This is a genomic window from Nitrospira sp. (genome assembly GCA_016715825.1).
Classification (GTDB): domain Bacteria; phylum Nitrospirota; class Nitrospiria; order Nitrospirales; family Nitrospiraceae; genus Nitrospira_D.
This window is the reverse complement of sequence record JADJXO010000013.1, coordinates 95,118-120,131: the sequence shown is the minus strand read 5'-3', so window position 1 is coordinate 120,131 and position 25,014 is coordinate 95,118. Positions and strand designations below refer to the sequence as shown.

Here is a 25,014-nt window from a genome sequence, read left to right as displayed (position 1 = left end):
TCTCAGATGTCCCGCAGCTTGTCAAGGATTACGCCGCTTACGTAGCGCGGGATCCGTATTGACTACCCGGGTACTGCCACGGTAGCGTCGGGGATGCCGACACATGTGATCATCGATGGGTATAATCTTCTCGGAACCGGTGGAGTTCGCAGGGGATATAGTGAATCTGACCGTGAACGATTACTGCATGATTTGGCCGGCTATCGGCATCGCACAGGGCATGCCATCACCGTGGTGTTCGATGGGTGGCAACAGGGGCGATCAACCGAACAGCGGGAGCATCGTGCCGGAGTCCAGGTGATCTATTCAAAACGAGGTGAGCGGGCGGATCAGGTTATCCAGCGTTCGGCACGGGAGTATGGGGCGGATTGTGCGATCGTCAGTTCTGACCATGAAATCATGAACGTCGCCCGGGCTCATGGAGCATTTATCATAGGGGCTCAGGAGTTTGCCCAGAAGCTCCGGGGAGCCTCGGCTTCGCCCAGAACGATTCCACACAAGGAACTGGATCCAGGGGATGACGTTCGTTCAAGCCGTGGTCCCGGGAAAAAGGGGAACCCCAGAAAGCTGCCGAAGTCTCAACGGCAACGCGATCGCCAATTCAAACGATTTTGAAGAGTCGCTTTGCGTTGTCGCTGGTCTGTCTGCCGATCTGCTCGAAAGACAGAGCCGAGCCGTGAACGGATGCTAATTGCTGTGCGACCTGAGTCACGTAAGCCGGCTCATTGCGCTTTCCGCGATGGGGAACCGGGGTGAGATACGGGCAATCGGTCTCGATGAGCACGCGGTCCAGCGGTGCTTGCTTGGCGATCTCGCGTAGCGCCGTCGCATTGTGAAACGTTAAGATTCCAGAAAACGACAGATAAAACCCAAGGTCCAACGCTTCTTTCGCCAGCCAGACATCTCCAGCAAAGCAGTGAAACACCCCGCCGACATCCGAGGCCTTCTCTTCTCTTAAAATTGTGATCGTATCTTCCTGCGCCTCCCGTGTGTGGATGATCACGGGAAGCGTGAGTTCGCGTGCGAGTTGAATCTGTTCGCGGAATCGATCCCGCTGTTCCTTCGGTGAAGAATGGTTGTAGTGGTAGTCGAGTCCGATCTCGCCATAGGCGACAACCTTTTGGCTTCTTGCAAGGCGGCGAAACTCATCGTACCAGTCGTCCTGGATGTGTTTGACCTCGTGTGGATGGACCCCGACTGAGGCGTAGACAAACGGGTAGTGATCACCGAGTGCAACGGCTGCCCGACTGGTCGTCAAATCGCAGCCGATGGTGAGAAAGGCTTCAACGCCGGCTTCCCGCGCACGGGCGATCATGGCCTCACGGTCGTCGTTGTAGCGTGCGTCGTCGAGATGCGTATGGGTATCAATCAACATGGGTGGCATCCTACATGGTGCAGGGGGGAGGTCGCTAGATATTTTTGAACGTCCGCTCATGGAGTAAACCTCTTCAAGAGGGGCTTCACTCACAAGAGTTGACATCGCATCTCCAAAGATGATAAATGCAAATAAATGGCAATTAGGAATGTGATGACCACCTCTATTGTTGAGAGCCTCAAGTCGGGTGGAAAGAAGCTCACGAGGGCCAGGAAGGCCATTCTCGCCGTTCTTGAGCGGAATACACTCCCCATTACAGTGGCTGAGGTGCATGCGGGTTTGGTCAAGGCCAAAACGGATGTCGATCTTGTGACGGTCTACCGTAACCTGGCGATGCTCCAAGAGCTCGGTCTGGTGAATGCCGTCGGATTTCAGGAAGGACAGATGCGCTATGAAGTGGTGCATGGGCGGGCGCATCACCACCATATTCAGTGCCGGGGTTGTGGGAAAATCATCGATCTGATGCTCTGCCCGTTGAAGAAGTTGACAAAGCTCATTGAAGAACAGACTCGATTCTCCGTGGATGGTCATTCCTTGGAGTTTTTCGGATGGTGTCCACAATGCCGATAAAGGTCTGGCTCAGGACGGTGAGCCGTTGGGCCCTCGTTGTTGGCTATGTGTTGCTGGTGCTGACCCTTCAGCCGTTGTTGCTGGAGCACACCTTCGCGGCTGGTACATCCCACGAACATTCGGATCAAGATGTCTGCACCTGGCTGGATCATGCCGCCAGTACCGGATTGCATTCGGTTACACCGCCGCCAGTCCTTGTTCCCGTTCTTGTTACGACGGTCTCCCCATCTCGTATCGTCTTCAAGTCAGTTTCCCGCTTATCTGATTCTGTCCGCGGTCCTCCTTCATTCTCCTAGGAATCATTCACGCTGAATAGCGTTCTGTTGATCGTGTCTCTCTGCACCTTGTGCGGGGAAGATCGGGTAGTTGTCGCACTCCGCCTCTCGGAGTCCGACACTCAAGGGGTTGGGCGTTCTTCACTTGTCCTGAAGAACGGCATCCGATCTTCTCCTGCAGAAGGTGCCTGTGGGGGTTCTTAATCTGTGTCATCAGGAGGTGTCTATGGCAACTGCGACGGAATTGATGGCTCCAGTGCCGGTGACGGTACTCGCCGGTTTTCTAGGGGCAGGAAAGACGACGCTGCTCAATCGAATCTTGACGACCGAGCACGGCAAGCGTGTGGCGGTCATCGTCAACGAATTCGGTGAGGTCGGGATCGATAACCAGCTCGTCATCGGGGCAGATGAAGAGATCTTTGAGATGAACAACGGCTGCATCTGCTGCACCGTGCGCGGCGATTTGATCAGGATCATCGGGAATCTTCTCAAGCGGAAAGATCGATTCGATTACATGGTGATTGAGACGACCGGATTGGCCGATCCTGCGCCGGTTGCGCAGACATTCTTTGTGGATGATGAGATGAAGCGGCGACTGTTGCTGGATGGCATCGTGACCGTCGTCGACTCTAAACATATCTGGGAGCACCTCAATAAGAGCCCGGAGGCCAAGGAGCAAATCGCCTTTGCCGACGTCATCCTGTTGAACAAAATCGATCTCGTTCCGGCGGGAGAGGTCAACGAATTGGAAGCGCGAGTACGGGCGATCAACGTGATGGCAAAGATTCATCGGACCAAGGATGCGCAAATTGAGATCAATCGATTGTTGAATATCGGCGCGTTCGATCTGAGCCGCAAGCTCGAAATCGACCCGAATTTTCTCGGAGAAGAGGCGCACCAGCACGACCCCGCTGTGTTTTCCGTGGCTCTTGTTGAGGATGGACTGGTGGATGAGGGGAAAGTGAACGACTGGTTTCGTGAAGTACTGAGTACCATGGGGACAAAGATCTATCGGATGAAGGGCATTCTGAATGTCGAAGATCGTGACCATCGGTTTGTGTTCCAGGGCGTGCATATGCTGTTCGACGGGAAGGCTGATCGTGCCTGGAAAGCCGGTGAAGTCCGCAATAACCAGCTGGTGTTCATCGGAAAAGACTTGGACCGGGATGCGCTGACGAAGGGGTTCCGATCATGCCTCGTCTAGCCAAGCGCCAGGCGACTGTTACGCTCGGTCCGATCGGGCGAGCCATGCTTGGTGACTATGTCCATCGCGTGGCATTCGCCTCCGATGGAACCAGATTTGCCGCGTGCTCTGCGTCGGGCCAGGTGGCAGTTTGGAAAACGGCATCGCTCAACCCGATCTGCGACCTAAAGGGGCATCAGCAGTCAGCCCTCACGCTGGCTTGGCATCCAACGCGGTCGGATCTGGCGACAGGGGGGCAAGATGGCGTCGTCCGAGTCTGGAATACGGATACAGGGGAAGAACGAGCAGCGCTTCCTGTTGGCGGGCAGGGTTCGTGGGTCGAACATCTAGCTTGGTCGCCGGACGGCCAGTTGCTGGCCGCATCGGCAGGCAAAGTGCTTCGTATTTGGAATATCGATCCTGCGTCGACTCCTCAACTCGCTGCAGAGGTGCCGGCCGCTAAAACCACGATTTCAGCCCTGACCTGGATGCCACGTGGAGGCGGTATTGTCGCCTCTGCCTATGGTGGGGCCTGGTTGTGGAAGGTTGGCCAGGAGCAGCCGGTTCGCCCATTTCCCTACGATGGGGCCCTGTTGACGATTGCCGTGAGTCCGAGTGGGGAATATCTGGCCTCGGGAAACCTCGACGGATCGGTCCATTTGTTCCGCACGGACAGTGAGCAGAACTGGCACATGTCCGGCTACCCCGTAAAGGTGACCTCGGTGCGATTCGACCACAACGGGCTCAATCTGTTCACTGCCTCCGGTCCATCGTTGGTCTCGTGGAACATGAAGAAGTTCGAAGGGACCGGCGGTCGGCTCTTCAAGGGACATTTGGGATGGATTCAGGAGATTGCCTGCCATCCCGCCCGATCGCTTGTGGCGACGGTGGGAGAAGAGGGTTTGCTCTACCTCTGGGAACCGCAGACGACGAAACCGCTGTTGAGCCAAGAGGTGAATAAGACGGGTGGCTTGTCCTGCGTGGCCTGGAGTTCCACCGATGCCTGGTTGGCGACCGGCGCCAGTGACGGAGGGGTATCACTCTTTTCCGTTCATGGTCTTGAGGATCGGGCATGAACCTGTTCAGTGGAAAGCGGACAATTCCGGTGGACCAAGCCGATCGCATCAAAGCTTGGGCTCGAACGGTGTTTCATCTAAACGACGAGACGACTGTTATGGTCACGGAATTGGAATGTCGCGAACCAGGCTGTCCACCGATCGAAACCGTGATTGCCGTACTCAAAGGACCGGGCAATACCCAACAGTACAAGATTCATAAGACAGCCAACGAAATCGGGCTATCCGATGTCGAGGAGTTGGCCGTCAAGGGAGAGGCGCATCATGACCGGCACTGATCATGCCCGCCGCCGCAACAAGGTGACACCGATCTACGTGATCGCCGGATTTTTGGGGAGTGGAAAAACCACTCTGCTCAAGCGGGCACTGGAGCATGAACTGAACAGGGGCGTGAAGCCGGCCGTGCTCATGAATGAATTTGGGGAAGTCGATGTGGATGGAGCGTTGCTCCACGACCATCCTCGTTCAAAGGACATCGAGCTTCAGGCACTGCTCAGCGGCTGTATTTGTTGTGACCTGTCGGGAGAATTCAGTGAAAAAGTCGAACACCTGGTGAAGGAGACGAAGGGGGCGCCGCTCTTTATCGAGACCACCGGGCTGGCGGATACCGGCCAAGTGGTCATGGGAGTGGAGAAGGCGCTGACCCAGTCGAATGTAAGAACCAGAGGGACGTTGGCCTCGGTGATCGTCATGGTCGATGGGCCTCGGTTCTTGAAGCTCGGGACCTATTGGCCTGCAGCGGAAGATCACCTCAAGCAGGCTGATGTGGTGGTGTTAAACAAGCTTGATCAAATCAACAGTCGTCAGGCGAATCTCGTGGAACGGCTCATCAAGGCTGTGAATCCGACGGCCACAATCGTCCGGGCGGTGCATGCCGAGGTGGAAGTGGGCCGACTGTTCACGGGAATGGCGACGATGAAGACGCCATCGATTGAACAGGGGACGGTCAAGGATTCAGCGACTGGGTATCAGAGTGGGAGTTTCAAGATTCTGAAACCCTTTGATCCCGTTCGTCTCGAAGCCTGGTTGAAGCGGTTCGAGCGATCCGTGATCCGCATGAAGGGCTTCGTGAAAGTGCAGGGGCGAACTGGGTTTCAAGAGCTTCAATGGATTATGGGGTCGTTGGCACTGACTCCCTACACAGGAGTCAGGCAATCACAAGCCAGACTCGTCGTCATTGGACGGCGCGTGCCTTGGCAACGATTTCTCGAAGGCTTGGAGACCTGTCTTGTGAAGCCGGTCCGCCGGAAGAAGCGCCAAACAAAGCAATGGAGTGGTGCAACAAGGAGGAGGTCATGATGCAAGGAAGTGGGACTGCGAAACCGATGGAAGCCCAGACGGCATCGCCCGCCGATGATCCTGCGGCGCGCCGGCTGGTTCAAGATGCCCATGGTCGCATGTATCGGTGGCCGACCGGCTTTGGAGGCTATCGAGCGAGACTCTCGCTGAACGATGAGAGGCGTGTCTACACCGGTCGGGTCAGTCTGGTGCCGAAGAAGGAGACGACGGTTGGGTTGGATGGAGCCGACGCGACCCTTCAAGAGTGGGTGCGAGAACGGCTCTGGACCCAGGGGATGCACCTGGCGTTTTCCACGTTCGAGGAGGGTGACGGCAAGTATGTGCTGTCCTTCGATCCCCAAGATGACCCCGCTGTGCCGCATCCACGGGGTCGCCGTGTGCTGCTGACCGGGGGGCGACTCGACTCTTGGTACCGGATCAAGGATGGACAATACACCCAGATCGGGCGGTTGACGCCGATGACGGAGCGGCGAGTCAATACCATCGAGCGCTGTGATCACGCGCCGGACGGGAAACAATACTCCAGCCACTATGTGATGACCTATTTCTCGCTCGATGGGCAGGCCGTGATCGGAATGGAAAGCTACGTCAACGAATATACCGACGTCAACGGTCTATGGCTTCCCTGGCGTCGGCGCGTCTCATTCGGCGAACGGGGTTTGGTGAAAACGCGGGTGATCGAGCTATCGGAGCATGAGGTCTAACGATGACGGCAAAGGCTGATGTTTCGGTGGCCGTAGCGGTGCTGACAGTCTCCGATAGTCGAACGCCTGAAACCGATAGCAGTGGCGATCTGATCGTCGAGCGGATCCTCCTGGCTGGCCACCGGTTGGCTGATCGTAAATTATGCAAGGACGACTATGAGACCATTCGTCGCATCATTGCCGGCTGGGTTGCCGATCCAAAAGTCGAATTCGTCATCGTGACGGGTGGAACCGGCGTGACGCAGCGCGATGTGACACCGGATGCTGTTCGGTCTCTGTATACCAAACCCATCCCAGGATTTGGCGAACTCTTTCGTTGGTTAAGTTTCAGCGAGATTGGTACGTCAACGATCCAGTCAAGGGCGGATGCCGGCGTCTGTGGCGACACGATCGTGTTTCTCCTTCCCGGCAGCACAGGCGCCTGCCGGTTAGGGGTGGAGAAGATCATCCTTCCGCAGCTCGATATTAACCATAAACCGTGCAATCTGACGGAACTGTTATCACGCGTGAAAAACGAGTAGTCAGTTACATCATGAGGTTGGCTCAATGCGGGCTGACACCCACAAGCATGGGGCTCGTCGGGCTATTCAGAACAACCCTGGAGGATACGATGGATAGATCAGAGGGTACGGGAGTGAGATGGAAGCAGTGGCCGATCAGATGGGTCTGGACAGCTGTGCTCAGTGCGACGGTCAGTTGGGCCGGTATGGCCCAGGCTAGCCTGGTGGAGTTCTACATCGGGGTTGATCGTCAAGAGACGATTTCGAGCGGCACGTACGCCGGTCTTTCAAATCCAAACTTTGGTCGACTGACGTTTCTGTTTGCGCATCCCGACGAAACCAATCCGGCCAACAGTCACTATCATGGGATCGGGGCCTGGAGCTATTCCGGCCCGGCTGCCTCGCCAACCGTGAATAACACTAATACGAACAATCGCATTCCGGAGACCTTCACGAATCAGGCTCCGTTGCCCTTATTCCCGGGTCAGGGGGCGGAAGCCAGCAAATGGGTCAGTCAAGCTGTGCCAGGGTTGGAATACAGCGATCTGCAATGGGAGTCGACGCAAAGCTTGAGCTCGGCCAGCCCGGGAACGCTCGAACACTTTTTGTTCACGAGTTCGGGCAATCGGTGGGCGGGAGCGCTGGACAACACCAATGTGGCCTTGGAGTTGGTAGAGGTGACGCCCGGGCTTCAAGTAGCGGATGACACAGGAACGTCTATTCTCTCGACGATCGGAGAGACCTATGAGTTGGGTGATGGGAACCTCCTGTCATTTCAGCCAGGATTCTTCACCATGGACGATACGGAGGAGCGGTACTCCGCTGCCTTTCGCTTGATCGATTTGAACGGAACACTGAAAAACTCCGGAACCTTTCATATGGACTTTGCGCCAGTGCCCCTGCCGGCTGCCGCATGGCTATTCGGCAGTGGCCCAATTGGATTGGCGAGCTTGGCACGTCGCAAGATGGCGGCCTCATTCTGATCGTTTAATCGGTTCACAGGAAGGACTACGTACTAGTTCATCCGAGTCGCTGGCGGCTGCGACGGTTCATGCCGAAGCAGCCGCCAGGGGTGCATCTCCGTTTTCTACGATGCCAAACAGTTCGATAGACCTGGATGGAATCATGACCGTGCAGTGCAAGCTTCGTCCAAAGTCCAGCAGCTGTACAACGGTGGGAAGGTGCTTCCGGAGAGATCTTGTCGTATTGCAAGGATGAGGTCCCTCATGGTCCCGCTCTACGTAATCTGCGGTCCGCTGGGGGCTGGCAAGACGACGTTGCTGATGCGGCTGCTCGCGTTCTGGTGCGGTGCCGGTAAGCGGGTCGGCGTCCTGATGAACGAGGCCGGTGCGATCAGTCTGGATGGCGCTCATGCAGACGGGTCAGCCGCTGCAGTCCGAAACATCACCGGAGGCTGTGTCTGTTGCGATGCCCGTGACGGGATTGGAGAGGGCCTGGCCGAGCTTGTAGAGCAACAGGAGGTCGATGTGGTGGTGCTTGAGTGCTCGGGAATCGCAGCCATCGAAGAAGTCATCGAGGCCGTGACCGACTCAGTGTGTCTCGCTTTGGTACGGCTGGAGAAAGTGATCGCGGTCATCGAACCGATCGTTCCGTCTGACGGGCGTCCCATTGGCTCACGCTATACAGCTTTGGTGCAATATGCGGACGAAGTGATCGTGAACAAGCAAGATCTCTACTCCGCTGTGGAACAGGAGCGATTTCGAACGGCGATCGTTCGTGATAGGGGGCACGCCAGGCTGTGGCAGGTGTCGCAGGCGGCCGTGGACCCTAAGTCGCTGCTCCGACCGTACGAACAGCGACCCAAACGACGAGTCGGAAATGTGGCGTTTGGATCGACGCGTGCGCATCCGATGGTGACGACGATTCCCCTGGCCGGGCCGCTGCATCGAGGTCGATTTACCGAGTGGTTCGACCACCTTCCGGTCGGCCTTGATCGGGTCAAAGGGGTCTGCCGGTTTTCTGGTGAGCAGGAGCTATACGAGATTCAGTATGCCTCCCCGGTCACACGGTGGATCGGCGTGGTTCGGTTTCGACAGGAACCAGATCCGGCCCTGATATTGATCGGCCGAAATTACAATCACGCGCACTGTCATCGAACACTCCGGACCTGTCTGCTGTCAGCCTGACAGGTCGCGATCGCGCACGAACGGACAGACAGAGAGATCGAGGAGCGCTATGTCTCCGTTGGAATCACACATCACCAAACAGCAGAGCCGCTTTGCCCTCGATTGTTCACTTGATGAACTCAAGCGCATCTACCAAGCGCTGTTCTCCCAGTTGCGGACCGATTCAGGAGCCGACATCGACGAGTCTGACCTACTCCTTGACCTTCAGGTTGTCCTTCAGCGGGAAGCTCGAGCCGAGGGTGTCGATGTTTCCACCCATAGTGAGTGGTCACGGTTCCTGGGAGATCCCTCGGGTACTTCCTGTGAACAGCGATATGCAGATTATCGGGAAAAGAAACGCTCGTGATGGCTCTTCCTGCCGAATCATCCTGGGGATTCGTCATTCTGATGGGTCTACTCGGAAGCCTCGGGGCTCTGCTCCCCGCTGCCGTCGTCTTATTTATTCCCGACGGCTGGCGGCATCGGGCGATGCCGTATCTGCTGAGTTATGCCACGGGTACGATGTTGGCCACCGCGATCATTGGACTGATCCCCGAAGCGTTGGAACATATTCCAATCTACGAAGTGGGGTTGTCGATCTTGGCTGGTCTCATCCTGTTTTTTGTGCTGGAGTGGACGGTGATCTGGCGACATTCGCACGGGGAGTTTCCGGAAGACCACCATCACCCCCATGAACACGACCATGCCCACGGGATGGAGAAAAAGGCTGGCATGTTGATCTTGATCGGCGACGCCGTCCACAACATGGCGGACGGCGTCGCCATCGGCGCGGCCTGTGTGGCGTCCCCAGGACTTGGTCTCGTCACAACGCTCGCGGTATTGGGGCACGAAGTACCACAAGAATTGAGCGATTTCACGATTCTCCTGTCAAGTGGCTTCTCTCGCTGGAAAGCGTTTTTCTGGAATACGCTCTCGGGGATGGGGACATTGGTTGGTGTCGTCGCTGCTTACGGCGGCCTCGCCTATGCGGAGGCCATCGTCCCCTATGCCCTCAGTGTGGCGGCTGCGAGCTTTCTCTATATCGGCTTGGCCGACCTCGTGCCTGGTTTGCATGGGCGGATGGGGGCAGCCAAGGGGGTCTGGCAGTTTGCCATGATGATCGCGGGGATGGTGACTATCGCGATGTTGACCATGTTGCCGCATTAATCATGCTGTCAGCTGCATTTTCTGTCTTTGCCGGAGCGGCTATGCGCAGACCGATCGTGTCGCTCTCCTGCGCGTGAAGCGCTCGTCGATTGCGAAATACACGAGAGGCTCAACGAGACACACGATGAGCTTTGCGGGACGAAATTTTTGAACAGCCTGCAAGAGGAAACGGTTCAAAATAGGGAATGGAGTCGAGGGATGACAGGATGAGAACCGTGCAACTCGGCAGCGATCGGATTCACTTGCTGGGCCACGTGCCTCGTCGCGGAGAGCGATTGACCGCCGAGTTCGTCATTCCAGCCGCCAGGCTGGCCGACAAGCCGCTCACGGCCGACGAACTTCGTCGAGGTCTAGTCGTGGTCTCGACATTGCCAAACATTCAAAAACATGCCTACCTTGCGCAGATTGTGGAGCTTGAGGAGCGTGGCCATGAGCAGCTTCCGGAATGGAGGATCGTTCACGTCTCGGCGGACCACGAGGAGCATTGGCGGGAAGTCGATCGTTTCCATCCGAATGTTCCAGCCTCAGGCTACTCCCTCTGTTGTGCGGATCCGAATAGTCTCGAGGCCTTTGTGTTGGCGTTTGGAGTTGGCGTAGGTGACCATCACCGCATCGCGCATGAGCTCTTCGCGTTGCGGGACGGGGTTTTTCTCGAAGTCGAAATCCCGCACGATCAGATGCGACCGGCAGAGGTGGACGGGTTTCTGCTACGGCTGAGCGGAGTGCCCGGGACGCCGTTGAGTCAGGCGCCCCACACCGGTAGCGACGAGTAGTTTCTAGGCGAGTTGTAAGACCCCATGGTCATCACAATGCGCGCCATGGGCGAAATGCAGGTGCCCGCCGACGAAGTAGTCGACGTGATCGCCATGGGGCACGGCCTCATGGCCGCAGCCGGCACCGTGCCGGTGGCTGGAATCATGACTGCCGCAGGCGTGGGCCGGTGTGCAGGCAGCTGGGTTCGTTGAGCTGACGGCCAGGACATGTTCATCGACATGGTCGCCATGCAGATGGTGAAGATGGCCGTCATGGAGATAATCGGTGTGGTCGTCATGGGCGATAGCCGGATGCCCGCAGTTCGCTCCGTGCTGGTGGGCGTGATGCTCATGGATGGGGTGGGCATTCATCGCGGGACTCCTTTCGTGAGCAAGGATAGCTTTGATTTCATACTCCCAGTCTAGTGCTGATGGTGACGGATGGTCAATAAACAAAACACGGCGGATGAACCCGTCGTCCTTGTCCTAGCAGGCGGTTGGGTCTTCGATCCGGGTCGGTGGGACGGCGAAGCAGATGTGTGGATCAAAAATGGAGTAATCGATGCGGTGGTCTCACCGGATGTGTCTCCTCCCCGGGAGGCAGCGTGCCTGGATGTGACGGGGTTGCTGGTGTTGCCGGGACTCATCGATCTCCATGTCCATCTGCGCGAGCCAGGCTTTGAATATAAGGAAACGATCGCCACCGGCACGGCGGCGGCCGTGGCGGGGGGCTTCACCTCGATCTGCTGCATGCCGAACACGAAGCCGGTGAACGATGAGCCGACGGTCACGCAGTTGATCAAGCAGAAGTCCGGAGAAGCCGATCGTGCCAAGGTGTATCCCATCGGAGCCATTACCAAGGGGTCGGTTGGACGTGAGGTGACCGAATTCCGCGCCTTGAAAGAGGCGGGCTGTGTCGCGGTGTCAGACGACGGGCGACCGGTGATGGATGATGGGGTGATGCGACAGGCGATGGAGCGAGCGGCAGCGGTCGATCTACCGGTCATTGATCATTGTGAAGATCTCAGTCTGTCCGGTTGTGGCTGTATGAACGAAGGCCCGGTCTCACGCGCCCTGGGATGGCCGGCCATTCCTTCTCGGTCTGAAACCAGGATGGTCGAACGAGATATTCGTTTGGCTGGGGAGACCGGAGCCAGATTGCATGTGGCGCATGTGAGTTCGGTCGGCACGATCGAAGCGATTCGCCGTGCAAAGGCCGAGGGATGGTCGGTCACGGCGGAGGCCTGTCCACATCACTTTACGCTGACCGACGAAGCCGTGCGACGATCAGGACCGAATGCCAAGATGAATCCGCCGCTGCGGGGTGAGCGGGATCGTGCGGCGGTGATTGAGGGATTGGCGGATGGCACAATCGATATCATTGCCACGGATCATGCCCCGCACGCGGAGTATGAAAAACAGTGGGGCATGGAGCGTGCCCCGTTCGGGATCGTGGGATTGGAGACGGCGCTGGCGCTGACCCTACGGCTCGTCGAGCAGGGCCTCTTGTCTCTGGAGCGTGCCGTGCAATGTTTGACCAGCAAACCGGCCGGCTTGTTGGGATTGCCGGGTGGCACGCTAGCGCCAGGGGTATCAGCCGACATTATCCTCGTGGATCGTGCCTGTGAATGGGTGGTTGAGCCAGACCAGTTCTACTCGAAAGGGCGGAATACACCGTTTGCTGGATGGCGTTTGCGTGGGCGGGTGATGATGACCGTCGTCGGGGGACGGATTCGACATCGGTGGCCACGCGCCGCGTGAGCGGGATCCATGCGCACGGTCGCGTTTCTCCACCAAAAGGGCGGCACGGGAAAGACGACACTGGCGATTGCGACCGCGATGGCGTTGGCGGAGCAGGGAGCTCGCGTGCTGTTGCTGGATGCGGATGTGCAAGGCACGGCAAGCGAATGGGCGAGCCGCTGGGGAGAACAGTTCCGCGTCGTGGCCCGCTCTCAGATTCAGCCGATCGTGCACGACCAGGTTGCCAGATTTGCACCGAGATTCGAGTGGATGGTCGTCGATGGGCCACCGACGCTCTCCGACATGACGACGAGCATTCTGCGGGATGCCGATCGGGTGTTTGTGCCGGTTCGCCCATCCTTTCCCGACATTTGGGCGTTGGAGGGTATGGCGGCTTTGCACGCGATGCTTGGGGGTGAAGGGATCAATCCGGCCATGCGGGTGTTATGGAATCAAGTCGTTGAGTGGCCGACATCGGCTATGCGGGCTGCCGTGGAGAGTAAGGGATTGACGATTTCTCCGGCGGTCATTCGGTGGGAAGCAGTCTGGTCGAACGTGATGGAAGGCCAACCGCTCACGACCGGGGCAGTCGACTGTCTGATGCAGCTGGTGAAGGAGTCTTGGGGATGAGCCTTCACCCGATTCCACTAGCGCTCTGCGAATCCTCCCCGATCCATCGTACACGAGCGGCGCTCCGGGCAAGGCGATCAGCCGATAGGCTCGCTACACAGCATCTGATATGGCCTCTGTTTGTGCAAGAGGGAGTCGATCAGATGACGCCGATAGCCTCCATGCCGGGCTGCGCACGAGTCTCGGTCGACCGGGCGCTCGAGCAGGTTGCAGAAGCCGCGTGCGCCGGCCTCGCCGGTATCGCGTTGTTTCCGGTGGTGCCGGATCACCTCAAGGACCCGCGAGGGCAAGAGAGTCGCAACCGGGACGGGTTGATGGCGAGGGCGATCCGCGCCCTGAAGGCTGCGGCTCCGGATCTGCTGATCCTCAGTGATGTGGCGCTCGATCCCTATTCGTCGGATGGGCATGACGGGGTGGTGATTGATGGACGGATCGACAATGATGCGACCCTTCCGTTATTGGCGGAGATGGCCGTGGTCCAAGCGCAGGCCGGAGCGGATCTGGTGGCTCCCTCAGACATGATGGATGGGCGGGTTGGTGTGATCCGTCGTGCGTTGGATGGGGCCGGTTATCCACAGGTCGGCATCTGCAGCTATGCCGTGAAGTATGCCTCGGCATTTTATGGACCGTTTCGCGAAGCCTTGGAGAGCGCGCCGCGTATCGGTGATAAACGGACCTATCAGATGGACCCAGGAAATCACCGAGAAGCTCTGCGGGAAATCGCGCTCGATGAAGCAGAGGGTGTTGATTGGCTGATGGTAAAGCCTGGCTTGCCGTATCTGGACATTGTGTCTCTCGTTCGGAGCCATTCTGCTCTTCCGGTCGCGGTCTATCACGTGAGCGGGGAGCACGCCATGCTCAGGGCTGCCGCGGCAGTCGGTCTGTTCAGCTACGAAGAGGCGTTGTTGGAATCGCTCAGTGCCATACACCGAGCCGGTGCCGATTTGATTGTGACGTACGGTGCGCTCGATGCCGCGAGGCTGTTGGCTTCTGGTCCACCTGTTTTCGAACCAAAGGGGTAACCATGTCATGAAAGCCGGTCAAGAGGACATGCTGCCGTTTTTCGAACCGGAGGTGGTTCTCTACCATGCCGATTGTCCTGATGGATTTGGCGCAGCCTGGGCGGTCTGGAGGCGTTGCTCGACGGCTCGGTTTGTGACGGCTCGGCATGGTCAGCCCCCTCCTGATGGTCTGGCGGGAAAACGATTGGTGATTCTCGATTTCAGCTACGCTCGTCCGACCATCGAACAATTGGCTCGTACGGCGTCGGCATTGGCGATTCTCGATCATCACGTCTCGGCGAAACAGGCGCTCGGTGATTTGCCCTATACGCATTACGAACAAGACAAGTCCGGTGCCGTGCTCGCATGGGAATGGGCGCATCGGACGTCTGCTCCTTGGCTCTTGCAGTATGTGCAGGATAAAGATCTGCATCACTGGCAATTGCCAGAGAGTCGGGCCATCAATGCGGCGATCGAATCCTACTCGTTTGACTTTGATGTGTGGAGCGAGCTGCAGCAGGACTGTTTGGTCACGGAAGGACGGGCGATTCTCCGAGCACAGGAGCAGTTTATCGACAAACTGCTACGGACTGCTGTGATGGTGCGCTTCGAAGGCGAGACGGTCCCGGCTGTCCACAGTCCAATCCTCCGCAGCGAGTTGGGCGAACGCTTGGCTTTGGATTATCCTTTTTGTCTCGTGTGGTACGAGCGTGAGGGGCGGTGGTATGTCAGCCTCCGTTCTCGAGATGATGGCGCCGATGTTTCGCGGATTGCGCAGGCCCATGGAGGCGGCGGCCATCAACATGCCGCCAGTTTTTCCATGCCGATCGTTGAGGGGCAACCCATGCCATTCACCACAGTCGACTGCCGTAAGGAGTAGGGACCGGACATGCCCGGAATCGGCGTAACAGGTACCAGTCGATGGAACAGCGGATCTCAAGCGGTCGTACACGCCATGTGCCGTAAGCTGTAAACGAGACTTGCAACTGTCTGTAGGTCAGGGTATTATGCGATCCGTAAGTGCAAATCATTTGCGATTAGATAGCTGGAGAACAAGACCACATGAGATACGAAGTTCGCCCCGGTCCTGAGCATTTTTTGCCGCCGGCAGCCGCCAGTATGGGCATTCGATTGCCGAATCCAGGCGAAGCGATTGTGCATGGGTATATCGTGCCCGAAGAGCAGGCGATGGAGGAGGCGGCCCGCCGATTCTTGATCGCCAAGGTGCCGACGATCTTTCCGGGGCCGCTGGTGTTATGGGCATGGACGCCCACGGCCGAGAAAAAGGCGAAAGCGATTCGCCACCTCTTCAATACGTTGAAAGAGAGTGTGGGACCGAATCAGAAACCGATGTTGATTCCCATGCCCGATTATCGACCTAAGTATCCGAAGATCAATCCGGAGGTCGAAATCAATCCGAACCATCCGAACTTGACGATCTGGCACAACCGGATCGATGCGTGTCTCTTCATCGGCGTCCATTGTCATCAGGCGAATCTAACCTTGAAGATTGTTCGTGGCGGGACGAATTGCTATACGATGGCGATGTGCGCGCAGGCTGGCCATGAGGATGCGATGCTGTCCTTCCGCGACATTACGCCGCATCACATCATGCGCTTGGCAGAGAAGGTGCGTGAACTGAAGGGAACCGTCTCAGGTCCGTCGATGAATCAATAGGAGTCGAGATGTCTGAGGGTTCGACACCACCATCCGGCTTCATGGCCTTCCTTCCCAAGGAGTACCAAGGAGAGTTTTCGCGAGATTGGATCATGGGTCTATCGCCGTTCTATGACCAGACCTGTGCGCAATGTTTCACGGTTCAACAGGGGAAGTGGGTCGGCTTAGGATCACAAGCATTCGACGAGAGCGCGCTGAAATGCGAGGCGCGTTATGGATTGGTGTAGTGAAGTGGCAAGACGGATGCAGGTCCAATTGACTCGAGTGATGTTCATTGCCGCCGTCACGATGCTGTACGTGCTGGTGGCCCTGCCCCTGCCCTATCTCCTCATCGACCACTACTCCGCCATACAGGCAGGCGATACGAATCACTCCGATGTCGACATTCATGCGTGGTTGGAGTGGGCCGCCAGTTCAGGACTGTCTGGGACGGTGCCTGTCCTGCCGTCTGTGTTGGTCCCGTCACGTTCACGAACAATTTCATTGCCGCAAATCTTCTCGGTTTTCCTGGATTCCGCTCTGCAGTCTCGCGGTCCACCTGCTCTCGGTTGATCTCATTCCATCGTGCTGATTCCGTAGGTACGCGGACTCTTCAGTGTCCGGTGTCGTCACGTGGTACGCGTCACGATCAGGCGAAGAGTTTGGGCGCTACCGACAGAGCAGGTCTGAGTCAAGTCAACGAAGGAGCCAGGTATGTTTGAGGAGCGACGGCGTCGCGTGATCGACGTTACCACACCGGTGGATTGGAAGAATGTCGAATGGTTGTGCCGGTTCATCACGGAGAATGGGCGAATCTTGCCTCGTCGCATGACGGGGAATAGTCAGCAGCGGCAGCGGGAGATCGCGCGAGCGATTAAGCGCGCACGACACATGGCGCTGTTGCCGTTCGGTCGGCAGTCTGAATGGTGACGTAGCCAAGACAGACAACTCCATTTTTTGAAGTTAGGGAGGTGAGTGTATGGCGAAACTCAGCAGTCAATTGAGAAATGAAAAGCGCAAGCGCTTGGTCGCGCAGTATGCCGAACGGCGTGCGTCGTTGAAGGCGGTGATCAAGAGTGCAGCAAGCAGTGAAGAGGAGAAACACGAAGCGCAGCAGGCGCTGCAGAAGTTGCCGAGGAATTCTTCGCCGGTCCGGGTCCGCAATCGCTGCGCGATATCAGGTCGGGTCCGAGGCTACATGGGGAAGTTTGACCTGTCGCGGGTCGAGTTTCGTCTACTTGCGCTGACGGGGCAGATTCCCGGGGTGCGAAAGTCAAGCTGGTAGGAGGTCTGTGTGGCGAAGTGGAAGGAGGCGCGATGAAACCTGGTATCCATCCGACGGGCTATCGCCCGGTTATCTTTCACGATGTTGCGATCGACAAACGTTGGATGATGATGTCGACGGTGCAAACTGATCAGACGGCGGTATGGGAAGACGGCCGAACCTATCCGATCTACAAAGTCGAAACCTCGATGTACTCGCATCCGTTGTACACAGGGACGCAGCGCATCATCGACACCGAAGGGCGAGTCGAGAAATTCAATAAGAAATATCGAACACGAACCAGATCGGGAAGTGCTCGGACAAATTCAATCACGTAGGATTCGCCTAAGAGATTCGAGCGCAGCGGATTAGGAAGGATTGAGCATGGATACGATGGGCGATTTGCGGCCAGAGAGACTGCTTCGCGTGGACGAAGCCGCGAAGATTCTGAATGTGAGCCGCTGGACGGTGTATCGCTGGGTTGAGGCTGGACGTCTGGGCGGTACGCGCTTGGGCGCCGGCAGCTTGAGAATCTTTAGTCAGACGGTGGCGGCATTGATCGATCTCCACTGTGTGGGTGCGGGGCAGGCCACAAGCACCAATGGCTTGATCCCACTGCATCCGTTCAAGAGGCAATCGATCATCCTCCGATATGTGGATGCTGACAGAAGTCGGCTGTGATGGCCTGAGGTATTCCGCACGATGTATGGACTGGGGACTACAGGGGGGGTGGATGATGGCTAAGCTGAGCGTTATCGCGGTGTCGGGTTTCTTCGGGTCGGGCAAGACCACCGTTGTGAATCGCCTCGCGAGAGAATTGAATCCGGCCCGGACGGCGGTCATCACGAACGACCTGAGTGGATTAACGGCTGGGGTCGATCTGTTTGGCGGAAAGCACTATCTTCGAGGCGAAGCACTCGTCGAGTTAATGGCTGAGTGTCCCCGCTGTTCGTTGCGCCAGCATGTCGCGGAAGCCATCGTGCGCCTGTCCGGACTTGGGCGGTACGACACCATCGTGATTGAAAACTCCGGTAGTGCGGATCCGCTGTTGATCACCAATGTCTTCGATGCGGATGGGGCCGAAGGGGCTGCTGTGTCGGCCGTCGCGCGTCTCGACCATTTGGTGACGGTCGTCGATGCGGAGCGGTTCTGGGAGGATTACGAATCCGGAGACAATCTCCACGAGCGTGGCCTTGGGACGGGGCCAGACGATGCGCGAACCATCGCCGAACTGCTTGCGGATCAACTGGAATGCAGCACGACGCTCGTGCTGAACAAGTGCGATCGCGTGACGCCGGCGGAGCGGCAGCGTCTTGAGCGGTTTCTTCGGCGGGTCAACCCCGATGCGATGTGCGTGACGGCTGCTCAGGGCCGGCTCGATCCCTTGTCCCTGAAGGCCTCCTGTCCTCGCGTAGGTGCGGCACAAGACCTACAACCGGGGTGGATGCATCTGTTGAGCGGCGCCTGGCTGCCAGAAGACGAGCATGAAGATGGAACGTTCGTCTATCGGGCGAAACGACCGTTCCATCCGTTTCGCTTCTGGATGTTGATGCAAGAGGAATGGTCGGGTGTCCAGCGATCCAAAGGCTATTTCTGGGTCGCCTCACAACCGAAGACTTGTTACATGTGGTCGCAGGCCGGTGCCAACTGCCTCTATGAACGGTTGGGCCGGTGGTGGATGGCGATTGCAGATCACCATTGGCCGAAGGAGGAAGCCGCGCTCCAAGAACTGCGCAAGGTGTGGGACCTCGAGTTCGGGGATCGCCGGATTGAACTGGCTTTCATCGGCGAAGAGATCGATCGCGTCGACTTGAAATTGCGTCTGGATGCCTGCCTGTTGACCAGAGCGGAGCTTACTCTGGACGAAGAGCTGTGGCGTGCCTTTCGCGATCCATTCAAGAAGCTGACGTGGGAAAAGCGGCACATACGCTCAGAGCGGCACGACTTGTTGCCGGAGGAAGAGGGTTGAGCCGATGCTTGATCTCGAAGAGATTCACGCAGCGGATGGGCTGGGTTGTGAGCTCTGCAATCTGCGCGAACAAGGTGAAGGCCGTGACGTCATCGCCCGCATTCGAGTGATGGACGATTTGGAACGGCGCGCGGTGACGGGAGAGATCTGGCAACTCTGTCGATGCTGCCAGATCGCCTTGTCCCTCTGGGAGAGCGGCGGCGTGGACGACCTCCCCAGCGCCTAACGGACAACGGGTGGAACGGATCAACTGCAAGGAGGAAGGATGGGACACTATTGTCAGGTGACCGGGAAGAAGCCGGTATCGGGAAACAACGTGAGCCATGCCAACAACAAGACGAGACGGCGATTTCTGCCGAATCTGCAGCGGAAGCGCTACTTTCTCCCGGATGAAAACCGCTGGATCACGCTCTCGGTCTCTGCGCATGGCATGAAGATCATCGACAAACGAGGCCTGGCCCGAGTGCTTTCAGACATGCGGGCGGCCGGAGAAAAGATTTAGCGAGGAGCGAGGAGGTTGATCATGCGTGAAGTGATTGCCGTCGCCTGTATTGGCTGCGAATCGCCGGGCAAGTCGGTCTATTGGACGACGAAGAATAAGAAAAATGATCCGGATCGGATCGAAGTGAAGAAATATTGTTCTTTCTGCCGGAAGCATGCGGTGCACAAGGAAAAACGGTAACACATTTGTGATATCTGCACGCCTCCATCGCATCCTGTTCATCGGAGCCTTGCTCTCGTATCTGGCGCTGGCGCTCCCGCTGCCATTCGTGCTGCTCGATCACGAGTGGGGGATTCTGACCGGCGATCCTGCCCATACAACCTTCGATGACCATGCTTGGCTGGATCATGCGGCCGGAGCCGGGCTCGCTTCATGTGAGACCGAAGTCGTTCCTGTCGATGTTGCGGCTGCCTTCACTCTATCCCCTCCATTGTATTTCGAGTCATCAGCTGTTCTCACGCCCTCTGTCCGTGGTCCCCCAGATCCGTTCTTCTAGGTATCACAGCTGGTCGGAATCGGATGTTCGGCAGAGTGGTTTCTGCACTCTATCAGCAGCCGTTTACTGAGCGAAGCACAGGATCACTACTCGGAGTGTAAGGAGGATTGCTGTGGGTCAGTTGCGTCGTATTGGTCTGTGGGGCCTTGTTGTGGGAGTCATCGTTGCGAGCGCCCTTGTGGGGGCTGAAATATCAGAGGCTACTGAAATAGAGCAGGAAGTCGCGCAGGAAGTCGAAGTGCCGGTCGTTGAGGTTCGTGATCAGGCGATTAAGACTACTGGCACCGGCACGTTGCATTTAGAGCAAGCGAGTCCGTCGGCGAGTCGGCTGGGGTTGTCGATTCGAGAAATCCCCGCCAGCGTGGAAATCGTGGATCAGACGTTGTTGCAGGAGCGGGGCTTACGAACGATCTCCGAAGCGGTGGAGGGCGCCACCGGCGTGACCGTGGGGGATTCCCCGGGCAATCCGGCCAATTTCTCCATGCGAGGCTTCACCAATAATCAGCTCCGGTTGCTCTACGACGGACTAATGACCGGACCGGCGTCGATGACGTCTCGCCCTCGCGACACCTGGAATCTCGAGCGCATTGAGATTCTCAAAGGTCCTGCCTCGGTTCTCTACGGCGAAGGCGCGCTCGGCGGCGCGATCAACTTCGTGACCAAGCGACCGATGCGGAGTGATCAGGTCACGGTCGACGCGTTGTTGTCGTACGGCACGTTCAATACACTGCGCGCAGCGGCGGGCAGTGGCGGACCGCTGCGCTGGGACAACCTGCACTATCGCGTCGATCTGAGCTACCAGACTTCCGATAGCTTCAGTGGCATTCAACGCACGCCGTACACCTATTGGAATATGACCAGCGCCCTGCTGTATGACGTCACGCCACGCTTGAATTTCGAGGTGTCGTTCGACGTCAGTCATGACCGCAGCGTCCCCTATTGGGGCACGCCGCTGGTCCCCGGCAGCTTTGCCGGTGCTTCAGCCATTCCTGACGTAGTGAGCACGCGAACAGGCCAAACCACTGATGCGCGGTTCTTCCGTCAGAATTTCAATGTCGTCGATGCCAACATGAGTTCGACGACCTACTGGGCCAAGCTGAAAGCAAACTGGCAACCGACCGACACGATCCAGATCCGCAACCAGGGCTACTACTATTGGGCCGGGCGAGACTGGCAGAATGCCGAAACGTACCAATTCAATATCGGTACGCAGTTGATCGATCGGGATCGGTTCTTTGTCCAGCATGACCAGTATATTCTCGGCGATCGGCTGGAACTGCAAGTCAACGAGCCGATCCTCGATCACAAAAATCGGTTCGTCGTCGGGGTGGATTTCAGCCACCTGCATCTGAATCGCCCGAGTTTCTTCAGCTCAGGAGACAGTGTTGATCCGTTGGCGCTTCCGTCCGGCTCGTTTGGGTCGATCGTCTCGGCGGAACAGCGCTCCACCATCACCACGAGCGCCATCTTCGCCGAAAACCAGTTCAGTGTGACGGACTCGTTGAAACTGGTCGGTGGGATGCGGTTCGACCATATCGATCTCAATCGGAAGCTGTTCAACAACGCGGGGGTGTTCAACCAGGCGGCCAGTTTTGAGCGAGATTTCCAGCCGGTGACCTGGCGAGTCGGCGCTGTGTATGACCTGCTCCCGACGCTGACGTTGTACGGGCACTATGCGACGGCGGCGGATCCGGTCGGCACGAACCTCTTCATTGTACGAGCGGCGGAGAACTTCGATTTGGCCACCGGAGCACAGTGGGAGGTGGGCCTGAAGCAAAGTCTCTGGAACAATCGCGCCGAGTGGACCGTGGCCTACTTTGACATCTTCCGCAAGAATATCCTGACGCAAACGTCGTTGCTGGCTGCGGAGAATGTCGGGCGGCAAACCTCGAAAGGCTTCGAGTTGAGCGCCGCCGTGCGTCCGACCGACGCGTGGCGGATCCAGGGGAACCTGACGTTTCTGTCGGCCGAGTTTGAGGCCTTCTCCGAGCAGACCGGCGGCAATCTGGTCTCGCATGATGGCAATCGGCCGCCGAACGTCCCCCAGACGGTGGCAAATCTCTGGAGTCAGTACCGGATCCCGTTCGTGATCCCGTTCGACCTGGGGGCGGCGTTCCGCTATGTGGGCCCGCGTTTCGCAGACAACGCCAATGCGGTGCGTTTGCACAGCTACACCACCGCGGATGTGTGGGTCTCGATTCCCTATAAGAATTTCACCCTCACCATCCGTGGGCGGAATCTGGCGGACAAGATCTATGCGATTTGGGCGGATCCGTTCTACCCGAGTCAGGTGCTGCTCGGTGCGCCACGGACCATGGAAGTCATGCTGACCGCGCGCTTCTAGGCGATGGCAAAGGTTGGGGTAATTAGGATGGTGCATCGATGGCTCGGCCTCGTGTTGGGACCGGCGCTGCTGCTCTGGTTTCTCTCAGGAGCGGTCCTCCTATGGATGCCTTATCCGAGTTTGACAGAAGGGGAGTGGTTTTCCTCGGCCGGAGAGCTACCCACGAGAGAGTGCTGTGTCTCATTTACCTCCCTCGTCGAGAAATTAGAGCGGCCTGATGGGATCGAGTCTCTCAGGCTTCGGCTGGTTGGTGATCGGCCTGTCGTGGTCGCGCAGAGTCTCAATGGATTATTGACGGCATTCTCTGCCGACAGCGGTGACCTGCTCGCCCCGTTTACTCAGGAAGGGATCGAGCGCATCGTGCAGCCATTTTCCGGCGGACGCGTGATCGACGTGGTCGAGCTCATCGATCATGATGTCTGGACCGTGCATCAGCGATTCGATCCCTATCGCCCATTATGGAAAGTGCAGCTGTCCGGAGAACGCCGTGCTGTCCTGTATGTCTCAAGCGTGACCGGCGATGTCGTGCAAGACACGACAGCAGAGGAGCGGCGGTGGAATCTTATAGGAGCAGTTATTCATTGGTGGTATTGGCCATGGCTCAGGCGTCACTGGGCCTGGTGGGACCACGTCGTCTGGTGGGCGAGTGCGATCGGAACAGTGACGGTGGTGGCTGGAGGTCTGATCCTTGGTCGAGAGTGGGTGAAACAGGGTTGGTCTGGTCTCTTCACCGGCCGATGGAAGGTTCATCGAGTGCTGGGTGTGATCGCTGGCATTTCAGCTTGCTGCTGGATGGCGAGTGGGTGGTTGTCGATGGACCATGGGCGCTGGTTTTCTGATGGAAAGGTCGACGCAGAAGATCGTGAGCGATTCATGGGTGGGCGGTTCAGTCGGAGTGATATTGAGAGCATGGCGGATTTCTCCGCGAGGTTGGCGGACGAGACCGTCAAAGAGATTCGACTGATCAAGATGGACGGCATCGTCCACCTTGTGGCCCGCACGTCTCCCTCGCATCAAGCCATATTGTCGATGGCGGAGCCAGATGAGAGTCCGCGGGAAGCATTTCAGGATGAGGTGGTGAAGGCAGCGGCCAGCCCTCTACTCGGTGATGGGGTACTGAGAGTCACAAGGCCTGTCGAAATCGATTTCAATAGCTGTTCTAAGACTGATGATGAAGCCGCGTCACCGTTTCTGCAGGTAGAGACCAGTGGTCCTGAATCGAAAGGAGTGCTGGTCAACGTATGGACTGGTGCCGTTGTAGAACGCCTGGATTTCAGCCGCCGACTCTATCACCGACTCTTCGATGGGTTGCATCGATGGGATGTGGCCTGGTTCTCACAGCATTGCGATCTGCGTCGGGTGTTGATGTCTCTCTGGTGTCTGTTTGGAGCCGGATTGGCCGGATCCGGGGTGTGGATGGGGCTTGTCCGTTTGGATATGAAGGCTCGGTAGTGATGAACAGGGGAGTGGAGAGAATCGATTCAGGGGCCATAATACAGAGCTGGGGTTTCTCCATCGCACTGCATGCGGCTCTCTGGGGACTAAGTTTATGGCTGATTTCGCAGCCGGCGATCGTGTCGCAGCCGATCTTTCAGTGGGAGGTCTCCCTGGTCAGCCAATCTCAGCCATCAAAGAGCGACCTAACCTCGATCGATGCGTCGCCACAGCCCGATAATCAAATACGTTCAGCAATTACCACCTCGATAGGTACGTCTGCTGCAGTTGCACCGTCTGTTCAGTCGGTGACTCCCAGGACAGAAGCTGCCAGGGAGCCGGTTCTATCTGAAGCAGGACCCGGAACAACCCAATCTGAAGTTGTAGTGCCTGTGCCGAATCCGAGCGATGCAGAGGATCCCCCCGCAGCGTCTAAGAGTGACAGGGTGTCGCTTCCTCAGACCGTAGAAGAATCACAGAACGCTGTAGGTGATGAGGCTCAAGAACCTCAATCCTCCCATGTTCAATCAGCCGGTGCAGATGATCACCTTGTTGACGGTTCATCAGATCCGTTCACTCAAGCCAAGTTGCAATCCTCAATCGTCGCGAATGCAAGCACATTAGAGGCAAGGGCTGATTTTAACTGGTTGATGCGGATGCTCTGGAGTCGTGTGTCAGAAATGAAGCGCTATCCGCATGAGGCTCGAATGAATCAGTGGGAGGGACGCGTGATCGTGCGGGCTGTGATCAATGCACAGGGCCAATTGCTTGATGCCTCTGTGGCAATGGGGTCCGGATATGAGGTGCTGGATCTTGCCGCTCTTGAAGCCATAAAGGAATCCTGCCCTCTGACCCTCTCCCAGCCGCTAGGGCGGGAGCGAATCGTTCTGCGGATTCCGATTCAATACAAGTTGAGTTCGTAGAATGTCCTGAAGAGAGACAGGAGGATCT

35 protein-coding genes are annotated in these 25,014 nt (G+C 57.5%); 33 read left to right on the top strand and 2 right to left on the bottom strand.

Annotation, left to right across the window (positions count from 1 at the left end):
- The first annotated feature begins 93 nt into the window (after positions 1-93).
- Positions 94-615: an NYN domain-containing protein gene (locus IPM58_17630; protein MBK9308861.1), complete on the top strand. Its 522-nt coding sequence runs from the start codon at positions 94-96 to the stop codon at positions 613-615.
- On the opposite strand, the gene IPM58_17625 is transcribed toward IPM58_17630, so the two are convergent.
- Positions 602-1,375, bottom strand: a complete 774-nt coding sequence (locus IPM58_17625) for a TatD family hydrolase (GenBank protein MBK9308860.1) — start codon at positions 1,373-1,375, stop codon at positions 602-604. The two genes, IPM58_17630 and IPM58_17625, sit on opposite strands and share 14 nt — an antisense overlap.
- Before the next feature lie 153 nt (positions 1,376-1,528).
- On the opposite strand from IPM58_17625, the gene IPM58_17620 reads away from it, so the two are divergent.
- From IPM58_17620 to IPM58_17560, 13 genes are all read left to right on the top strand, one after another.
- Positions 1,529-1,945, top strand: coding sequence for a transcriptional repressor (locus tag IPM58_17620; protein MBK9308859.1), 417 nt, complete (start codon positions 1,529-1,531; stop codon positions 1,943-1,945).
- Complete coding sequence (locus IPM58_17615; GenBank protein ID MBK9308858.1) at positions 1,936-2,241, top strand: hypothetical protein; 306 nt, start codon at positions 1,936-1,938, stop codon at positions 2,239-2,241. Before IPM58_17620 ends, IPM58_17615 begins: the two co-directional genes overlap by 10 nt.
- A 205-nt stretch (positions 2,242-2,446) precedes the next feature.
- On the top strand, positions 2,447-3,424 hold the full coding sequence (locus IPM58_17610; protein MBK9308857.1) for a GTP-binding protein: 978 nt from the start codon (positions 2,447-2,449) through the stop codon (positions 3,422-3,424).
- Complete coding sequence (locus IPM58_17605) at positions 3,412-4,479, top strand: hypothetical protein (GenBank protein MBK9308856.1); 1,068 nt, start codon at positions 3,412-3,414, stop codon at positions 4,477-4,479. Before IPM58_17610 ends, IPM58_17605 begins: the two co-directional genes overlap by 13 nt.
- Positions 4,476-4,757 carry a hypothetical protein gene (locus tag IPM58_17600; GenBank protein ID MBK9308855.1) on the top strand — a complete coding sequence of 94 codons (282 nt, stop codon included), beginning with the start codon at positions 4,476-4,478 and terminating at the stop codon, positions 4,755-4,757. Before IPM58_17605 ends, IPM58_17600 begins: the two co-directional genes overlap by 4 nt.
- On the top strand, positions 4,744-5,778 hold the full coding sequence (locus tag IPM58_17595) for a GTP-binding protein (protein ID MBK9308854.1): 1,035 nt from the start codon (positions 4,744-4,746) through the stop codon (positions 5,776-5,778). The genes IPM58_17600 and IPM58_17595 overlap by 14 nt, the downstream gene beginning before the upstream one ends.
- Positions 5,775-6,482 (top strand): DUF3386 family protein, encoded by a 708-nt coding sequence (locus tag IPM58_17590; protein ID MBK9308853.1) that lies wholly within the window; start codon positions 5,775-5,777, stop codon positions 6,480-6,482. The genes IPM58_17595 and IPM58_17590 overlap by 4 nt, the downstream gene beginning before the upstream one ends.
- 2 nt (positions 6,483-6,484) lie before the next feature.
- A complete protein-coding gene (gene moaB, locus IPM58_17585) occupies positions 6,485-7,003 on the top strand; it encodes a molybdenum cofactor biosynthesis protein B (protein MBK9308852.1) in 519 nt (172 codons plus the stop codon).
- 89 nt (positions 7,004-7,092) lie between these two features.
- Positions 7,093-7,965 (top strand): VPLPA-CTERM sorting domain-containing protein, encoded by an 873-nt coding sequence (locus IPM58_17580; protein MBK9308851.1) that lies wholly within the window; start codon positions 7,093-7,095, stop codon positions 7,963-7,965.
- A 243-nt stretch (positions 7,966-8,208) separates the two neighbouring features.
- A complete protein-coding gene (locus IPM58_17575) occupies positions 8,209-9,129 on the top strand; it encodes a GTP-binding protein (protein ID MBK9308850.1) in 921 nt (306 codons plus the stop codon).
- 49 nt (positions 9,130-9,178) lie between these two features.
- Positions 9,179-9,475: a hypothetical protein gene (locus IPM58_17570; protein ID MBK9308849.1), complete on the top strand. Its 297-nt coding sequence runs from the start codon at positions 9,179-9,181 to the stop codon at positions 9,473-9,475.
- On the top strand, positions 9,475-10,275 hold the full coding sequence (locus IPM58_17565; protein MBK9308848.1) for a ZIP family metal transporter: 801 nt from the start codon (positions 9,475-9,477) through the stop codon (positions 10,273-10,275). The genes IPM58_17570 and IPM58_17565 overlap by 1 nt, the downstream gene beginning before the upstream one ends.
- A 206-nt stretch (positions 10,276-10,481) precedes the next feature.
- Positions 10,482-11,048, top strand: a complete 567-nt coding sequence (locus tag IPM58_17560) for a hypothetical protein (protein MBK9308847.1) — start codon at positions 10,482-10,484, stop codon at positions 11,046-11,048.
- 3 nt (positions 11,049-11,051) lie between these two features.
- Here IPM58_17560 and IPM58_17555 read toward each other — a convergent pair whose 3' ends face one another.
- On the bottom strand, positions 11,052-11,399 hold the full coding sequence (locus IPM58_17555; GenBank protein MBK9308846.1) for a hypothetical protein: 348 nt from the start codon (positions 11,397-11,399) through the stop codon (positions 11,052-11,054).
- Positions 11,400-11,468: 69 nt separating this feature from the next.
- Here IPM58_17555 and IPM58_17550 point away from each other — a divergent pair, with 69 nt between their 5' ends.
- From IPM58_17550 to IPM58_17460, 19 genes are all read left to right on the top strand, one after another.
- Positions 11,469-12,788 carry a dihydroorotase gene (locus IPM58_17550; protein MBK9308845.1) on the top strand — a complete coding sequence of 440 codons (1,320 nt, stop codon included), beginning with the start codon at positions 11,469-11,471 and terminating at the stop codon, positions 12,786-12,788.
- Positions 12,789-12,797: 9 nt separating this feature from the next.
- Complete coding sequence (locus IPM58_17545; protein MBK9308844.1) at positions 12,798-13,397, top strand: ParA family protein; 600 nt, start codon at positions 12,798-12,800, stop codon at positions 13,395-13,397.
- Positions 13,394-14,419 carry a porphobilinogen synthase gene (gene hemB / locus IPM58_17540; GenBank protein ID MBK9308843.1) on the top strand — a complete coding sequence of 342 codons (1,026 nt, stop codon included), beginning with the start codon at positions 13,394-13,396 and terminating at the stop codon, positions 14,417-14,419. Before IPM58_17545 ends, hemB begins: the two co-directional genes overlap by 4 nt.
- A gap of 7 nt (positions 14,420-14,426) precedes the next feature.
- The gene (locus IPM58_17535) at positions 14,427-15,278 is read left to right on the top strand and encodes a phosphoesterase (GenBank protein MBK9308842.1); all 852 of its coding nucleotides are present in this window, start codon (positions 14,427-14,429) and stop codon (positions 15,276-15,278) included.
- 239 nt (positions 15,279-15,517) lie between these two features.
- Complete coding sequence (locus IPM58_17530; GenBank protein MBK9308841.1) at positions 15,518-16,075, top strand: carbon monoxide dehydrogenase; 558 nt, start codon at positions 15,518-15,520, stop codon at positions 16,073-16,075.
- An 8-nt stretch (positions 16,076-16,083) separates the two neighbouring features.
- On the top strand, positions 16,084-16,302 hold the full coding sequence (locus IPM58_17525) for a hypothetical protein (protein MBK9308840.1): 219 nt from the start codon (positions 16,084-16,086) through the stop codon (positions 16,300-16,302).
- Entirely contained in the window at positions 16,289-16,627 is a 339-nt protein-coding gene (locus tag IPM58_17520; GenBank protein ID MBK9308839.1) for a hypothetical protein, read from the top strand. Before IPM58_17525 ends, IPM58_17520 begins: the two co-directional genes overlap by 14 nt.
- A gap of 141 nt (positions 16,628-16,768) precedes the next feature.
- Positions 16,769-16,984: a 30S ribosomal protein S18 gene (locus IPM58_17515; protein ID MBK9308838.1), complete on the top strand. Its 216-nt coding sequence runs from the start codon at positions 16,769-16,771 to the stop codon at positions 16,982-16,984.
- Positions 16,985-17,033: 49 nt separating this feature from the next.
- The gene (rpsN, locus tag IPM58_17510; protein MBK9308837.1) at positions 17,034-17,339 is read left to right on the top strand and encodes a 30S ribosomal protein S14; all 306 of its coding nucleotides are present in this window, start codon (positions 17,034-17,036) and stop codon (positions 17,337-17,339) included.
- Positions 17,340-17,371: 32 nt separating this feature from the next.
- On the top strand, positions 17,372-17,656 hold the full coding sequence (locus tag IPM58_17505) for a type B 50S ribosomal protein L31 (GenBank protein MBK9308836.1): 285 nt from the start codon (positions 17,372-17,374) through the stop codon (positions 17,654-17,656).
- A gap of 55 nt (positions 17,657-17,711) precedes the next feature.
- Complete coding sequence (locus IPM58_17500) at positions 17,712-17,999, top strand: helix-turn-helix domain-containing protein (protein ID MBK9308835.1); 288 nt, start codon at positions 17,712-17,714, stop codon at positions 17,997-17,999.
- Between the two features lie 52 nt (positions 18,000-18,051).
- A complete protein-coding gene (locus tag IPM58_17495; GenBank protein ID MBK9308834.1) occupies positions 18,052-19,287 on the top strand; it encodes a GTP-binding protein in 1,236 nt (411 codons plus the stop codon).
- A gap of 4 nt (positions 19,288-19,291) precedes the next feature.
- A complete protein-coding gene (locus IPM58_17490) occupies positions 19,292-19,513 on the top strand; it encodes a hypothetical protein (GenBank protein MBK9308833.1) in 222 nt (73 codons plus the stop codon).
- 39 nt (positions 19,514-19,552) lie between these two features.
- On the top strand, positions 19,553-19,789 hold the full coding sequence (rpmB, locus tag IPM58_17485) for a 50S ribosomal protein L28 (protein ID MBK9308832.1): 237 nt from the start codon (positions 19,553-19,555) through the stop codon (positions 19,787-19,789).
- A 21-nt stretch (positions 19,790-19,810) separates the two neighbouring features.
- Positions 19,811-19,969, top strand: coding sequence for a 50S ribosomal protein L33 (gene rpmG / locus IPM58_17480; GenBank protein MBK9308831.1), 159 nt, complete (start codon positions 19,811-19,813; stop codon positions 19,967-19,969).
- Positions 19,970-19,976: 7 nt separating this feature from the next.
- Positions 19,977-20,285 carry a hypothetical protein gene (locus tag IPM58_17475; GenBank protein MBK9308830.1) on the top strand — a complete coding sequence of 103 codons (309 nt, stop codon included), beginning with the start codon at positions 19,977-19,979 and terminating at the stop codon, positions 20,283-20,285.
- A gap of 112 nt (positions 20,286-20,397) precedes the next feature.
- Positions 20,398-22,629, top strand: coding sequence for a TonB-dependent receptor (locus IPM58_17470; GenBank protein MBK9308829.1), 2,232 nt, complete (start codon positions 20,398-20,400; stop codon positions 22,627-22,629).
- A gap of 27 nt (positions 22,630-22,656) precedes the next feature.
- Positions 22,657-24,081, top strand: coding sequence for a hypothetical protein (locus tag IPM58_17465; GenBank protein MBK9308828.1), 1,425 nt, complete (start codon positions 22,657-22,659; stop codon positions 24,079-24,081).
- A 428-nt stretch (positions 24,082-24,509) separates the two neighbouring features.
- Positions 24,510-24,986 (top strand): energy transducer TonB, encoded by a 477-nt coding sequence (locus IPM58_17460; GenBank protein MBK9308827.1) that lies wholly within the window; start codon positions 24,510-24,512, stop codon positions 24,984-24,986.
- The last annotated feature ends 28 nt before the right edge of the window (positions 24,987-25,014 follow it).